Source organism: Bacillus sp. 7884-1, assembly GCF_002272245.1.
In the GTDB taxonomy this organism is placed as follows: Bacteria; Bacillota; Bacilli; order Bacillales; family Cytobacillaceae; genus Neobacillus.
Genome location: NZ_NPDD01000104.1, coordinates 1 through 15,859, shown reverse-complemented (window position 1 = coordinate 15,859; position 15,859 = coordinate 1). Strand labels below are relative to the sequence as shown.

Below are 15,859 nucleotides of genomic sequence, written 5' to 3'. Positions count from 1 at the left end.
TCGTGCCGCCAGATAGTAGTCCTCAATCCGGAGCTTTAAATTTTTAATACAACTGCTTCATAAGGGCGTAAAATGCTCATATTACCATCCTCATAATTGGAAATTACCAGCTTAGATTCCCGCATTCTTGTCAGCAATTCCTCATCCTCAATCACAACTGCAGATGAACTGAAATTACACAAAACAAGGAGTTGTTCATCCTTCCAATTGCGCTCATAAGCAAATACTTCTGTACTATCCTTTAATAGCAATTTAAAGACCCCTTCAATGATAATATTCATTTCTTTTCGAAGGGCAATTAATTTTTGATAGAAATAAAAGATAGATTGCGGATCCTCTAAAGCTGCTTTGACGTTAATTTCATCGTATCTTGGATTTACCCTTATCCAAGGAGTACCGGTTGTAAAACCACCATTAGCAGTAGTATCCCACTGTATTGGTGTTCGGGCATTATCCCTGCCTTTTACATAAATAGACTTCATGATTTCCTCATGGGTATACCCTAAAGCTATTCTTTCTTTATACATATTCATCGTCTCAATATCACGATAATCTTCTAGCGAATCAAATTTCACATTCGTCATCCCAATTTCTTCACCTTGATAAATATACGGTGTTCCCTGCATGAAGTGAAGACAAGCTGCGAGCATCTTTGCAGATTCCACTCGGTAGTTCTGATCATCTCCGAACCGTGAAACAATCCGCGGTTGATCATGATTGTTCCAATACAAACTGTTCCAGCCTTTATTATGTAAGGCAGTTTGCCACTTCGCCAAGTTTTCTTTTAAGTCTGGTAAATGAAGGGGCTTTATGTTCCACTTTCCTCCTGGTCCACTGTCTAAATCCATGTGTTCAAAAGTAAAAATCATATTTACTTCTTTTCTGTCCGGATCTGTATAAGAAATCGCAAAATCAGGGGAAGCGCCAGGCATTTCACCAACGGTCATTGCTGGATAATTCGATAAAACCTCTTGGTTCATTTCATGCAAAAATTCATGAATCCTTGGTCCATTCATAAAGTATGGGCTGCCATCACCAAATGTTTGTCCCTCACCTTTTGTACCATCCGGAAGTTCTGGATGTTTGGAAATAAAATTAATAACATCCATACGAAAGCCGTCGATCCCTTTGTCGAGCCAAAATCTCATCATTTGGTAGACTTCATTTCTAAGCTTAGGGTTTTCCCAATTTAAATCCGGCTGTTTTTTTGAGAATAAATGAAGATAATATTCATTTGTCTTTTCATCATACTCCCATGCAGACCCGCCAAAAACTGAGCCCCAATTATTCGGTTTCTCACGCCATATATAATAGTCTCTATATGGATTATCTTTCGACTTTTTTGATTCTACAAACCAATCATGTTCATCAGAAGTATGGTTAACCACCAAATCCATGATGAGCTTCATATCTCTTTTATGTATTTCTTCAAGAAGCTGATCAAAGTCATCCATGGTTCCAAACTCATTCATGATTGCTTGGTAGTTACGGATGTCATACCCATTATCGTCATTTGGTGAATCATAAACAGGACTCAGCCAAATAACATCTATCCCTAATTCCTTTAAGTAATCAAGTTTTTCTAAAATACCTTGCAGGTCGCCAATCCCATCCCCATTCCCATCCATAAAGCTTCTCGGATAAATTTGATACACGACACTTTTCTTCCACCATTGATCATTCATTTTCACACTATGACCCTCCCGCCAAACTAATAAAAAATACTATAACACAAAAAAACTCCTCACCCCAATAGGCGGCTGAGGCGTTATCTTCATAGTTCTATATCTGGACTGTTTCACGCCTACTTTTAATTTTTCCCATTCTTATTTCCCTGCAATAACTTCTAGTGGTTTTGCATTTCCATAGACTGGACGTTCACGCTTTACCGGCTCTGCCCATTTCACTGCATTGCTAATGACAAGTTGAATGTCTTTGTTGTGGTAAGTAGGATATGTTTCATGGCCTGGACGGAAGTAAAATACTTTTCCATTCCCACGTTTGTAAGTACATCCGCTGCGGAATACTTCCCCTCCTTCAAACCAGCTTGTAAAGATCAGTTCATCTGGCTGTGGAATATCAAAATGTTCCCCATACATTTCTTCCTTTTCTAATTCAATATACTCTGAGATACCTTCTACAATAGGATGGCTTGGGCTTACGACCCAAAGTCTTTCTTTTTCGTCTGCTTCCCGCCATTTTAAATCACAGCTTGTTCCCATTAATGTTTTAAAGATTTTTGAGAAATGCCCGGAATGAAGAACAATTAGACCCATACCGTCGAGGACACGTTGCTGAACCTTTTGAACAATTTCATCCTTTACTTCACCATGTGCTAAATGCCCCCACCAAACTAATACCTCTGTATTGTCTAGCACTTCATCCGTTAAGCCATGCTCTCGTTCGTCTAGAGTAGCAGTCGTTACTTCATGACTGTTTTCCTTTAAAAATTCTGCTATCGTACCGTGAATCCCATTAGGGTAAATATCTCTTACAACTGGATTTTTTTGTTCATGACGGTTTTCATTCCACACTGTTACTTTAACCATAATAATCAACTCCCATATGAATTTACTTTTCTATTTGTACAGCTATTGGAATTTTTTTATCCTTAACCCCCATTTCTTAAAAACCTTCCTTATTTGAATACATCTTACAGTTTTATATCGCAATAAAACATAGATGATATAATCAAAACATCTACTATTTTGCTATTTTAATAATAATGAGGGAGCATATGACAACAAATATTTTATTTTGCGGCTATTCGTATCACACAAATGGATACGTATTTCATAAGAGGTATGGCGTTGCTCCAGGGGTATACAGACATCAGGAATATTAGAAAAAAGAGGGATGAAGCTTTCCCTCTTTTTGTGATAGTTTGTCCTATTTTCTTGGATCTACATAATCAGGATAATCCGTAATAATTCCATCTACGTTCATTTCTAAAAGGAAATCAGCTGCTTCTTGGCTGCGAACCGTCCAGGATTGAATTTTCATTCCAAGCGCGTGCACTTGATCGACCAATTCTTTTGATACGATTCCATAACTTGGATTAAAGTAATCAGCATAAGTTGCAAATTCTTTCAAAGCTTGTTCAGTTGTGTGGGCTCTATTGGAGGTAAGGACACCAATCGGCACCTTTGGAAGCAAACTATTTGTTATTTTCATAGATTCAAAATTAAAAGATTGAATAATAATTTTTTCATTCTGCGGTTTATCTAGGTTTCGCTCTTTTAGTTTCTGTGCAACCTGTGCTTCAATTCCAGGATAAAGCTCAGGTGCCTTTAATTCTATTAAAATACCAACCTTGCCATGGTAACGGTCAAGAATTTCATCGAAGGTAGGTATTTTTTCTCCTTTGAATTCTTCCCCCTTCCAGCTGCCTGCATCGAGGCTTCTAAGTTGTTCAAAGGTTAAATCCTTCACACTTCCTGTCCCATCAGTTGTTCTGTCAACCTTTGTATCATGAATGATAACCAATTCCCCATCCTTGCTTCTTTGGACATCAATTTCAATATAATCAGCTTTCATTTCGACGCCTTTATCAAAAGCGGCAATCGTATTTTCCGGTGCATACCCTGATGCACCACGGTGAGCAACATTATCCACTTTTCGTAACTCCCCAGTTGTTTCTGCTGCAAAAGCCTGTTGAAAAGGACTAAATAACAAACTAAAAGTCAGGCCTGCTCCAATCACAAATGCTTTTTTCATTTTTCCCCATCTCCCTTTTTATATGTCTGCTCCTACATATAAAATTGTACGGGTGAATTGTTTAGTACATATGTAGTTACCATTTAGACTTGGTTAAAGTCATGTAAATAAACATAGTGAAATAATCATATATAAATTTACAAAAAATTCATTCTTTTTCCTATTGTAAAAAAAATAAGTAGTGAAAGAGGATCTTTCTCTGCTTATCACCGTTTCTCATATTCTGCTCGATATTCATTCGGAGTAATTCCCTCGACCTTCTTAAATACCTTCCGAAAATACTTATCATCTTGATAGCCAATCATGTTCGCAATCTCATAGATTTTTAACTGACTATTCTTCAATAAAGATTTTGCCTTTTCCATTCTAATTCTCACGATATAGTCGGAGATGTTCTCATTAAATTCCTGTTTAAATTTCCTTGAGATATATTCTCTACTGATATAGAAATGTTCTGATATCTCCTGCAGTTTTACATCCCGATCAAAATTTTCCTGAAGGTACTTTTCAATATCAATTATTATATTCTTATTCTTTTGCAGTGTGCTTTTCTTTACTTTCTTTAAAAAAGTGGCAATTTCACGCTTTATTCTCTTTTTATACTCTTCTAGTTTAAACGTGCCGTTTGAATCGAAAAACAATTCAAGCCTCTCCTCAATACCTTCTGGTTCTTTAAATGAAAAATTGTAGTACTTAAACCACTTATTGCTTATGACCATATATTCATTTTGAAGATTTAACAACTGTCTTAGAGATAAATAGTTGTTTTCTGTAAGATCCTCTGCTATTTGATTGATTAATTCTTCAAAAGCACCTATTTCGCCAGTTTTGATAGCTAGTTCGATACTTGGTGCATATGACATCAAACTTTTTACAATTGGAGGAGATTGTAATGATTTTATAAAGACTCTGTTTTCACTATCTATTAAGATATCTCTATTTAATAAAACCTCTCTAGCTTGATGATAAGAATCCATTAACCTAGTACTGCTGTTTACTAATTTCCCGACAGCAATTGGGCAAGAGATATCCATCAACTCCTTAAGTGCCCTATACATTCGAACTAAATGATTTTCAATCCGCTCGAACTTGTCCCAAAAAATAATGATGATTTGGCCTTTCTTGGATAAGTAACGAAATCCTATTCCACACTCATATTCCATTAAAATTTCATTTATAACATTTAAAATTGAGAAATAAGTTAGATCTCGATCTCCTTGAAATGCCTCAATCGTCTTCCCATTGACTCTGACAAGAGCTAAAATATACTGCCGCGACTGTTGTAACCATTCGAATACTTCATATTTTTCATCTTGTATACTATCACTTTTCATTAGCTGTGTAAGCTTGCGATCTCGAAAAACAGGTTTCATTTCATTAATCAGCAGAGAACTAGTTTCGTTTCTTTTCCTTTCAACTTCTTCTTTCTTCCATTCACTAACCGCTTTTTCCAATGTTTGATTTAAAATTTCCGGTTCGATAGGCTTTAAGAGATAGTCTGAACTGCCGAAATGGATTGCTTTTCTCATATAATGATAGTCATCGTATCCTGTCACCACAATCGTCTTACTGTTTGGATGATTTTCTTTAATCCACTCTAAAAGCTGAGTTCCATCCACTTTTGGCATTTTCATATCAGAAAAAATTATTTCAGGACGGATGATTTGAATAAGCTTAATAGCTTCTTCACCGTTTCCAGCCTCATATATTTCTTGAATTCCATTTTGCTCCCAATCAGCTAGTATCTTAATTCCATCTCGCACATGGTTTTCATCATCAACGATTAACGCCTTCATGAATGTTCCACCTCTTTCGGTATTACCTTTGGAATTTGGATGGTAACCGTAAAACCACCTTCTTCATTCCGGTTAACTAACAGGTTTGCCTGATTGTGATAATAAATCTGCAATCGGTCATAAATATTTTTTAACCCTATCGCTTCTCTTTGCATGTCTGCTTTTGAATTGCCATGAAATAGTTCCATGCGGATTTTTTCAAGTTGTTCATCGCTTGGACCCATTCCATTATCCTTTATATTGATTAAGACCATATTGTCATTCTCGAGATATGCTTCAATTTGAATCCATGCTTTGTCTATGTGCTGATCAAAGCCATGTTTAAAACAATTCTCCACAATGGGCTGTAAAATCATTTTGGGAACGAGTATCTCTTTGACTTCTTCCTCGATATTCAGTTCAAAATCAAACTGCTCGTCAAATCGCTGTTTTTGCAATAATAGGTATGATTTAACATGATTCAGCTCTGCTGTAAACGGAACAATATCGTCCTTCATATTCATGCTGTATCTCATGATATTCGATAAAGAAGTGAGGAGGGTATAAACCGGAACCGCTTTAGACTTGAGCGCCAATGTTCCAATAGACTGAAAAGCGTTAAACAGGAAATGCGGATTAATTTGCGATTGCAGCACCCGCAGCTGTGATGCTTTATTTTCAATCTCCAATTTATATTCGCTCTCAATTAATTCATCGATTTTGGCAATCATTAATTTAAAATGCCTTCCCAGCATGCCAATTTCATCGGTCCCGAGTGTTTCAAAATCAGCCTTGAATTCACCATTCTCTACTTTTTTCATATTTCTAATCAACACTTTTATAGGGGCAGTGAGCTTAAAGGAAACAAACAGGGTACCAAGTAAAGCAAATACAAGTGTAATCAAACCAATCAAAATGTTGATTAAGGCTGTTTCTCTAGCACCTTTATAAAGAACATCGTATGGAATTCGTTTCACGATATACCAGTCTTCAAACGATTCCGAAAACTTTTCATGGACGATGAAACCAGAAAACTGTGCATCCTTCCATTCAAGGCTTTTCCGTCCTTCCGGCTCCTTCTTCACTTGCTTAAACCACTTTTCTTTATTGACTTTTCCAATTTCTTTTTCATTGGAAGAGTAAATAATGATGTCATTTTCACTCATAATATAAAAATCCTCTAAATCTTTCGTATACAAACGGTCGGAAATGGCACTTATTTTTGAAAGGTTAATATCAATCGATAAAAAGCCTAAAAATCTTTCTAACGGAACATCCCGAATGATATTATGGAAACTTAATACAGCCTTTTTCTCCGAATTTGGAATCACAGATATATCGTTATAACTATAAATTTCATGGGGTGGTTCAGCAATTGAAAAACCGGGATACCGCATTAATTGGTAATAGTAGGGATGCGAAAAAACATCCTCATACTTCGCCCTCCCGCTAATTCTTGAATGATAGTTCGTGTAGGATTCTTTATCTCGATCAATGTAGAGATGCATCTGTTCAATTTCGGGACGAGAATTGAATAAATAAGCAAGTGCTCTCCGTACTTCTTCCTGATTACTACTAAAGTTCTGTGAGATTCCCTCTCTCATCACATTCATAAACGGAGTATACCTATAAAGAACGGATGACATTTGCGCTACATCGTTTAAATAAGTAGTCAGTTCTTCTTCTCCTTTTTTAATCAACTCGTGATTGGTAGAAACAAAACGCTCATCAAGTGACTTTGTCGTGTGAAAGTAAGTAATCGCAATGGAACTTCCAAAAGGGACAACGGTAGCTAAAAGTAAGAAGATAATCAGTTTTTTCCGTATACTCCATCCCATATCATTATGGCTAGTTAAATATAGTAAAAAACTAACCTCCCCCTTACCATTATTTTTAGAACATTGTAGCACAGTTTTATTTTTAATAGTTCAATATTTCGATAGTTCAATATTTTCCACCCTATTGGTCAATGTAAGCCCTTTCAAATTTTCCTCTATTCACTAAAATAAGGTTATGGAGGTGCAGGGAATGAATAACGAAAGTAAGCTGGATACAGTAAAGGGGTCAGCCATCACAAAACAGAAAAGCACGAAAGTTTCTGAATCTGTTTCTTTTATGAATAAGAAGAAATGGAAAGATGCAGGGTTATTTACCCTATTTGTCGGACCAGTTTTGTTAGCGTTTACACTAATCGTACTAATCCCCTTCTTTACAGGTATTTACTATGCTTTTACAGATTGGAACGGGATAACAGGAACAGTCAAATGGGTGGGACTGGATAATTTTAAATACCTATTTTCAGAGGACAAGCAATTTCAACAATCATTTATGCTAACAACAAAATATACAGTCGTTTCTATTATACTAACCAATGTAATTGGTTTTGGATTAGCATTACTTGTTGCACAAAGGTTAAAAACGAGAAACCTTTTACGTACCGTTTTCTTCATGCCTAACTTAATCGGTGGCTTGATCTTAGGATTTATCTGGCAGTTTATTTTCGTAAAAGGATTTGCATCCATAGGAGAGCTAACAGGGATTCCTTTTTTTGAGTTAGCGTGGTTAGGTGATGCGAATACTGCATTCTGGGGAATTGTCATTGTCAGTCTTTGGCAGGGAGCAGGCTACATTATGATTATCTATATTGCAGCATTGCAAAACGTCCCGCAGGAATTAATTGAAGCAGCAAGAATTGACGGGGCCAATAGATTTCAGATTCTTCGCCATATCACAATGCCGCTTGTTGCACCAGCTGTAACAATTTGTTTATTTTTAACAACCGCTTCATCTTTTAAAGTCTTTGATGCAAACCTGTCGTTGACAAACGGCGGTCCATTTAAATCAACAGAAATGCTGGCGCTTAACATTTATACAGAAGCATTTGTTAATAACCGTTACGGTATTGGTGAGGCAAAAGCATTAATCTTCTTCATTGTCGTAGCAGCGATTACCGTCCTTCAAGTTACGATTTCAAAGAAAAGGGAGGTAGAATCTTAATGGGCAACAGGTATATATGGAGAACATCTATTATTGAAATCCTTGCGATCCTGCTCGGTCTTGTCTTTTTAGTCCCATTCTATTATGTGTTTTCAAACTCCCTGAAATCATTTGCCGAGATTTTAACCAATACATCGTCCCTGCCGAAAGTGCTAATGTTCGATAACTATGTTAATGCATTCGAAAAATTAGACTTTTTAATTGTATTTAAAAACTCGTTACTCATCACAATCGCTAGTAATATCGTTCTCGTTATCTTTTGTTCGATGGCGGCGTATATGCTCGTTAGAACCAAAAAGAAAATTAGTAATATCATTTTCATGACATTCGTTGCCGCGATGATCATTCCTTTTCAATCACTCATGATTCCACTTATCAAAACAGCCGGTAACTTGGGTATTTTAAACAGTATCTGGGGCCTTGTCTTTATGTATTTAGGATTTGGATCAGGTATGACCATCTTCTTATATCACGGTTTTATTAAAGGAATTCCGTTAGAGCTTGAAGAAGCAGCAATCATTGACGGCTGTTCACGATTTGGAGTGTTCTGGAGAATTGTTTTTCCATTATTAAAACCAATTACGGTTACCATCGTCATCCTAAACAGCCTATGGATCTGGAATGACTTCTTATTACCATCACTTGTACTTCAGGACCCAGAGCTTAGGACCATTCCATTAGCGACCTTCTTCTTCTTTGGACAGTATACAAAACAGTGGGATTTAGCACTTGCAGCATTAGTAATCGGTATTATTCCGTTATTAATCTTCTTCTTTACCATGCAAAAACACATTATTCAAGGAATTACCAGTGGGTCTATTAAATAACAACGTGGACACCCTCTGTTGTCTGCATTAGACAGCAGAGATCTATAAAATAAAAATATTTCTAGGGGGAAAAGAAAATGGCTTTTAAAAAGTATTCATTAGCAGCAGGTCTATTATCCGCATCACTTCTTTTATCAGCATGTAGCAGCGATAGTACATCTGGAGATAAGAAGAACAGCGATGGGAAGGAAGATAAAGTGGTAGTTGATCTCTTTAATGGAAAGGTTGAAATCGCCGACCAATTAAAAGCTTTAACAGACAAATATACAAAAGATCATCCAAACGTAACTTTCAACATTGAATCAGTTGGTGGCGGCGCAGACGGTTCTGCTGCTCTAAAAGCAAAGTTTGCCTCCAACAAAGCACCAGATATCTTTGGCAACGGCGGTTATCAAGAAGCTCTGACATGGCAGGATAAGTTTGAAGATTTATCTGATCAGCCATGGGTAAAGGATGCCTATGAAGCTGCATTAGAGCCAATGACGATTGATGGGAAGATCTATGGTCAGCCTGTAAATATGGAAGGGTACGGTTTTGCATACAATAAAAAGTTATTTAAACAAGCTGGTATCACTGAACTTCCAACTACTTTTTCCGAATTAGAAGACGCAGCGAAAAAATTACAAGATGCTGGCATCATTCCATTTTCAATTGGTTACGGCGAGTGGTGGGTATTAGCAAACCATGGACTAAATGTTCCATTCGCCTACCAGGATGACGCAGATACATTTATTAAAGGAATGAACGAAGGTACCACTAAAATTGAAGGAAATGAACACTTCGAAAATTACTTTAAGCTAGTAGACCTAACCATGAAATATGGCAACAAAAATCCATTAACAACTGACTATAATACGCAGGTTACACTATTTGCAAGCGGAGAAGCTGCGATGATCCAGCAGGGTAACTGGATTCAGCCAATGCTAGATAAAATTTCTCCTAACATGGATGTTGGTTTTATCCCAATGGCACTAAACGATGATGCATCTCAAGCAGATAAATTAATGGTCGACGTACCCACAAACTGGGTTGTTCACAATGGTGCGCCAGATGCAGACAAAAAAGCTGCGTTGGATTTCTTAAATTGGATGGTATCATCTGAAGAAGGAAAAGAAGCATTAGTGAAAGAGTTCAAATATATCCCAGCCTTTAAGACAATCGAAGCAAAAGCTGAAGATATCGGTCCACTTGGAGCAGAAATTCAAAAATACTCTCAAGAAGGAAAAACGTATTCTTGGCAGTTTATGAAATATCCAGATGGTGCAGGACAGGAATTCGGTGCGGCTCTTCAAGCTTATGTAGGCGGACAAAAATCAGCGAATGAAGCTATGAAGGCTCTCGATGAAACATGGGCTAAATTGAAGAAATAATAAAACAAATAAAAGCACATTAGAATTCACTGTTCATTCTAATGTGCTTTTAATATTATTAATATTTATGGGGGTGATTTTATTTATAAACTAAATGGTTGTGTTGCATTAATTACTGGTGTTAGTCATGGAAATGGGATTGGAGCTGCGATATGCAATAAATTAGCAGCCGAAGGTGTAAATATATTCTTTACCCATTGGGGTTCAAATACAGATTGGGTAAAAAAATTTGAGTTCAGCATCCGAGAATATGGAGTTAGGTGTGGAAGCTTAGAAGTTGATTTGGCTGATCCAAGCGCACCATTTCATTTGCTTGACGTCGTTACAGCCGAATTAGGTTCACCTGCCATTCTGGTTAATAATGCAGCCCATTCTTCAAGAGATGGATATATGAATTTAGATGCAAAAACACTAGATGACCATTATGCAGTAAATATGAGAGGCTCTTTCCTATTATCTGTTGAATTTGCACGTCGTTTTAGTCAATCCCAACAAGCGATGGGTAGAATTATTAATTTAACATCAGGACAAGCACTTGGACCAATGTTAGGTGAATTGGCTTATGCTGCAACCAAGGGCGCTATTTCCGCCTTTACCCTTTCCTTATCCGCAGAGCTTGCGCCTCTTGGAATTACAGTAAATGCAGTAAACCCAGGTCCTACAGACACTGGGTGGATGAACGAAGAAATAAAACAAGAATTATTGCCAAAATTTTTATTAGGACGTATTGGAATACCTGCAGATGCAGCTCGCCTAGTGGCATTCCTTGCCAGCCAAGAAGCGGAGTGGATTACAGGCCAGATATTCAATTCAGAAGGTGGTTTTTTTAGAAGCTAGAGGTTTTTATTCACCAAAAAGGGTGACCAGGTTATTTTGTGGTCACCCTTTTGATAGTTACTCTCTATCCGGACTATTAACCATTATCCCAGCAACTTGTGTTAACCGATCATAAAATGCAAGTCCTGCTGGTTTATCATAAAGACCAATCTCTTGAAAGGCTTCCTTCATACAACGAAGCCAGCACTGTGCTCTTCTTGGTGTTACTTCAAAAGGAAGATGACGATGTTGCATTGCCGGCGGGCCGAATTCCTGGCTATATAGAGCTGGGCCACCCAAGAACTGCGGAAGGAACATTCTTTGCTTCCTCATAATTTCCTCCATGTCACCTTCAAACAATGGTCTTAATTCAGGGTCTGCATATACCCGAGGATAAAAGGCTGCAACGAGCTTATCAATCGTTTCTTGACCGCCGATTTCACTATAAAGTGTTTTGAATTGATATTCCATTTCTACACCCCTTATACTTTCTTTCGATTATAAAGATAAAAGTGATGGAATTTCGTGATGTAAATCACACTTTTTTAAAAATTCTTAAGCCATGCTAGGTGCGACTAGTTCTACCTTAATACGATCCGGGTCCTCGAAAAAGACAGCGTAATAATCTTTTCCCCCGGCATACGGATGCTTGTCTTTGTATAAAATTTGTATTCCCTTATCTAGTAGAGCCTGTGTTATTTCATCAATATGCTCTCTTGATTTGCCATGAAAGGCAAGATGATTAAGCCCTGCTCTGCAACGATGGTAAGGAACATCCAAATATCTTTCTTCGGTTTGTACAAATACAAGATAGGTTTCTCTGTGTTTCCAGCTAATACCTAAATCCCATTTTTGAAAAGGCTCGTATCCTAATTCAGGTAACAGCCAGCCCCAAAATTCTATACTTTTCTGAAGGTTTGAAACATATATCTCTACATGATGTAACATACTATTCCCCTTTACATTACATTTAATTAAGAAACCCATTGGTGCCTAAGCCACAATGGGTCGATTTTTGCAAAATTTGATTACAGATCGTCTGAGATTTTAGATTTCTTCCCTTTACCAATTTGCTTCCACGCTAATACGACAGCTAATGTCACAATCGTACCTACGATTGCTTCTGGAATTCCGCTCGTGATTGCAACCGTCCAAGCTACCTCAGCACCCATGTACCCCCTAACTACGGCCATGGTTAATACAAGGACTGTATTGGTTAAGGTTCCTAAGAATGCCGCAGTCCCAATAGCAAGATATTCACTCCTTCTACGAATCCCCACGTACACAAGCCACGCAATAACACCGATAAAAAGTCTAGGTAGAATGGCAACTAATGGATCTTTGAACAATGGAACCGTAGCATTTAAGAAAGATGAAACACCAAAGATAATTCCGACGATGGCTCCTACAACCGGCCCCTGCATGATTCCGCCAATAATCGCAGGGATATGCATGATTGTTGCATTTCCAGCCGCTGTAGGTACCGGTATATACCCTAACCGAGTAACACCCAAAAGAATGGCAACTGCACCAAGTACTCCAGCAATAACAATATTACGAACACTTAATGAACCTTTCATTCTATTTCTCCCCCTTTTATTTCCTATCTAATATGGAAAGTGATAAAAAAGTAGTAGTGCTGAAAATAATAGCCCAATCATTAATACTATGTAATCACGTCCGATTGCTTTGTAAACGGAATAAGAACTCCTATCATTCCCAGGAGTATAACAGCGAGATTCCATTGCTAAAATTAGATCCTCTGCCCTAGATAACGCGATATTAAATAAAGGGATAATAATTGGCAGCATATCCTTAGTCCTCTGAATAATTCTCCACCATTCCCCAGATCCGAAATCTGCCCCTCTTGATGCTTGCGCCTTCATCATTTTTTCCATTTCAATTGCAAAGGTTGGTACAAAGCGAATCGCTATGGTAATAATTAATGAAATTTCATGGACAGGAAATTTTACTTTTTTCAATGGACTTAATAAACTTTGAATGGCATGAGTTAAATCAGTTGTAGAAGTAGATAGCGTAAGAACACTGCTTAATAGAATAATTTCCACAAAACGCACAGCCGAAACAATTACCAGTCGAATACTCTCGCTGGTAATCAAGATAAATCCATACTCAAAAAATACCTTCCCGCCAGAAAATACATTACCTTGGAAGATAAGCTGCAGCACAGCTAAAATAATGATAAAGGGGATAGCAGGTTTAATGCCCGATAACCCATAACTGATAGGGATTTTGGATGCCCAGAATAAATAAATGGATAATAAGAGCCCAAGAGCATTCCCTAGATAACTAGTATTGAGCGCTATGGCTAAGACAAGTATGGTGAATACTAACAGCTTTATTCTCGGGTCTAGACGATGAATAAAGGAACCTGTTGGTACGTATTGACCAATCGTAATATTTCTTGATAGATCAAATTCACTAGCCACGATTCTCCCCCTCTCCATCGGCAAGAACCTTTATGATTTCACCCGCTGCTTCCGAAATCGTAGAAGCAGAAGTATTTACATTGTATCCAAGGTCTTTCAGCCTGTATAAAGCTTGTACCGTTTCGGGTGTTCCAATTTCATAGCGCTGCAGATTTTCCTTATCACTAAATATATCTTCAGGAGAACCAGTTAGCACATCCGTACCATTTGCCATAACATAAATTCTGTCCGCTAAATAGGCAACTTCCTCCATATTGTGCGAAACGAAAATAACCGTTAAATTTTCTAGCTTATTAAGCGATTTTATTTTATCCAACAATTCATTTCGGGACCTTGGGTCAAGCCCTGCTGTTGGTTCATCAAGAACGAGTACCTTCGGCTTTAATGCTAGTATGCCGGCGAGTGCAACTTTACGCTTCTGTCCGCCGCTTAAGGCAAATGTCTGCCGGTCCTTCATTTCCTCAAAATCCAAGCCGACCATACCCATAGCCCATTTAACTCGTTCCCTCACTTCCTTCAAGGGCAACCCCAATTTAAAGGGACCGTAGGCAATATCATCGCCAATTAGTTTTTCAAAGATTTGATCCTCCGGATTCTGAAAAACGAGGCCAACCTTTCTTCTCAAGGCTTTTATATCAATTCGTTTCATTGTTAAATCTACTCCATCGATGATGACTTTCCCTGCATCCGGCCGAATCAGGCCATTAAAATGCTGGATAAGAGTAGACTTCCCTGAACCGGTATGACCAATAATGGCAATACATTCGCCCTCATTGACCACCATGCTTGTCCCCTTTAGAGCTGCATGCTCCATTGGGGTTCCTTTCATGTATGTATGAAATAAGTCTCCTATTTCAATGATCGGCTTCCTAGGCATTAGACCATCTCCCCGCTCCTTGCTTTTGAAACTCTCTTTACTTCATCAATCAGTTCATCCTCATGGATTAACTCTTTCGAAAAGGTTGGAATTTTATTATGAATAATTTCAGCCATCTGACTAACAGCGGGAATATCTAATTGCAATTGCATTAAAATCTCTTTATGTTTAAAAATTTCACGTGGAATTCCATCCATCACAATTTTCCCGTCTTCCACTACGATAATACGGTCTGCTTCTGCCGCTTCTGACATGCGATGGGTAACTGTAATAATCGTCATGCCCATTTCATTCATTTTTCTCATAACCTGAAGGACTTCGTTTCTGCCAAAGGTATCAAGCATACTCGTAGACTCATCGAATACAATACAGTCTGGCTGCATGGCGAGCACTCCAGCGATTGCAACTCTTTGCTTTTGTCCGCCGGATAGGTGGTGTGGAGGTCTTTTCCGAAATTCCGACATCTTCACGACTTCTAAAGCCTCATCGATTCTTTGCTTCATCTCTTGTTTCGGGACACCGATATTCTCTAAGCCAAATGCTACGTCCTCTTCGACAATGGTAGCAACGATTTGATTATCAGGATGCTGAAAGACCATCCCAACTCCTTTACGGATGTCCAGCTTCTTGCTGCTGTCCTTTGTATTGTTACCACGGACCCAAACATCCCCTGAGTTGGGCGTTAATAGCCCATTAAAATGCTTGGACAATGTTGATTTCCCCGAACCATTGTGTCCAATTATTGCAACATACTCACCAGGATAAATTGAAAAAGTGACATCTTTTAGAACATCAACAGAACTATTCTCATTGATTTTGTATGAAAATGATACATTTTCTAAAGCAATAATGGGTTCCATCCAAACCCCCCTCTTACTCTATTTTATTAATATTCTGAATATTATTCAACCATAGTAATTAACTCACAAGAAATATAATAGCATGAAGTTTTAGATGGGGATATCCCAAAGCATTGATTAATCTATATAAATAATTGCTGTGTTAGAGGTAAATCTGATTTTAGAACTTG

15 protein-coding genes are annotated in these 15,859 nt (G+C 37.8%); 4 read left to right on the top strand and 11 right to left on the bottom strand.

Annotated features, from left to right (window positions below; translation table 11 throughout):
- Positions 1–35: 35 nt before the first annotated feature.
- The 5 genes from CHI06_RS13335 to CHI06_RS13315 form a co-directional block, all read right to left on the bottom strand.
- Positions 36–1,685: a glycoside hydrolase family 13 protein gene (locus CHI06_RS13335; RefSeq protein ID WP_095249046.1), complete on the bottom strand. Its 1,650-nt coding sequence runs from the start codon at positions 1,683–1,685 to the stop codon at positions 36–38.
- A 141-nt stretch (positions 1,686–1,826) separates the two neighbouring features.
- Positions 1,827–2,549 carry a ThuA domain-containing protein gene (locus CHI06_RS13330; RefSeq protein WP_095249045.1) on the bottom strand — a complete coding sequence of 241 codons (723 nt, stop codon included), beginning with the start codon at positions 2,547–2,549 and terminating at the stop codon, positions 1,827–1,829.
- Positions 2,550–2,889: 340 nt separating this feature from the next.
- The gene (locus tag CHI06_RS13325; protein ID WP_095249044.1) at positions 2,890–3,717 is read right to left on the bottom strand and encodes a glycerophosphodiester phosphodiesterase; all 828 of its coding nucleotides are present in this window, start codon (positions 3,715–3,717) and stop codon (positions 2,890–2,892) included.
- 206 nt (positions 3,718–3,923) lie between these two features.
- Positions 3,924–5,513: a response regulator transcription factor gene (locus CHI06_RS13320; RefSeq protein ID WP_095249043.1), complete on the bottom strand. Its 1,590-nt coding sequence runs from the start codon at positions 5,511–5,513 to the stop codon at positions 3,924–3,926.
- Positions 5,510–7,330, bottom strand: a complete 1,821-nt coding sequence (locus CHI06_RS13315) for a sensor histidine kinase (protein WP_095249042.1) — start codon at positions 7,328–7,330, stop codon at positions 5,510–5,512. Before CHI06_RS13315 ends, CHI06_RS13320 begins: the two co-directional genes overlap by 4 nt.
- Positions 7,331–7,607: 277 nt before the next feature.
- On the opposite strand from CHI06_RS13315, the gene CHI06_RS13310 reads away from it, so the two are divergent.
- The 4 genes from CHI06_RS13310 to CHI06_RS13295 all read left to right on the top strand — a co-directional run bounded on the left by CHI06_RS13310 (position 7,608) and on the right by CHI06_RS13295 (position 11,523).
- Entirely contained in the window at positions 7,608–8,489 is an 882-nt protein-coding gene (locus CHI06_RS13310) for a carbohydrate ABC transporter permease (protein WP_373558148.1), read from the top strand.
- A complete protein-coding gene (locus CHI06_RS13305) occupies positions 8,489–9,316 on the top strand; it encodes a carbohydrate ABC transporter permease (protein WP_095249040.1) in 828 nt (275 codons plus the stop codon). Before CHI06_RS13310 ends, CHI06_RS13305 begins: the two co-directional genes overlap by 1 nt.
- A 77-nt stretch (positions 9,317–9,393) precedes the next feature.
- Complete coding sequence (locus CHI06_RS13300) at positions 9,394–10,686, top strand: ABC transporter substrate-binding protein (RefSeq protein WP_095249039.1); 1,293 nt, start codon at positions 9,394–9,396, stop codon at positions 10,684–10,686.
- 81 nt (positions 10,687–10,767) lie between these two features.
- Positions 10,768–11,523 (top strand): SDR family oxidoreductase, encoded by a 756-nt coding sequence (locus CHI06_RS13295; RefSeq protein ID WP_095249038.1) that lies wholly within the window; start codon positions 10,768–10,770, stop codon positions 11,521–11,523.
- Positions 11,524–11,580: 57 nt separating this feature from the next.
- On the opposite strand, the gene CHI06_RS13290 is transcribed toward CHI06_RS13295, so the two are convergent.
- From CHI06_RS13290 to CHI06_RS13265, 6 genes are all read right to left on the bottom strand, one after another.
- Entirely contained in the window at positions 11,581–11,973 is a 393-nt protein-coding gene (locus CHI06_RS13290) for a globin domain-containing protein (RefSeq protein ID WP_095249037.1), read from the bottom strand.
- An 84-nt stretch (positions 11,974–12,057) separates the two neighbouring features.
- Positions 12,058–12,450, bottom strand: coding sequence for a VOC family protein (locus CHI06_RS13285; RefSeq protein WP_095249036.1), 393 nt, complete (start codon positions 12,448–12,450; stop codon positions 12,058–12,060).
- 80 nt (positions 12,451–12,530) lie between these two features.
- Positions 12,531–13,082, bottom strand: a complete 552-nt coding sequence (locus CHI06_RS13280; protein ID WP_095249035.1) for an ECF transporter S component — start codon at positions 13,080–13,082, stop codon at positions 12,531–12,533.
- Positions 13,083–13,109: 27 nt separating this feature from the next.
- Positions 13,110–13,952 carry an energy-coupling factor transporter transmembrane component T family protein gene (locus CHI06_RS13275; RefSeq protein WP_095249034.1) on the bottom strand — a complete coding sequence of 281 codons (843 nt, stop codon included), beginning with the start codon at positions 13,950–13,952 and terminating at the stop codon, positions 13,110–13,112.
- Positions 13,945–14,829 carry an energy-coupling factor transporter ATPase gene (locus CHI06_RS13270; RefSeq protein ID WP_095249033.1) on the bottom strand — a complete coding sequence of 295 codons (885 nt, stop codon included), beginning with the start codon at positions 14,827–14,829 and terminating at the stop codon, positions 13,945–13,947. Before CHI06_RS13270 ends, CHI06_RS13275 begins: the two co-directional genes overlap by 8 nt.
- Complete coding sequence (locus tag CHI06_RS13265) at positions 14,829–15,689, bottom strand: energy-coupling factor transporter ATPase (protein ID WP_095249032.1); 861 nt, start codon at positions 15,687–15,689, stop codon at positions 14,829–14,831. Before CHI06_RS13265 ends, CHI06_RS13270 begins: the two co-directional genes overlap by 1 nt.
- Between the last annotated feature and the right edge of the window lie 170 nt (positions 15,690–15,859).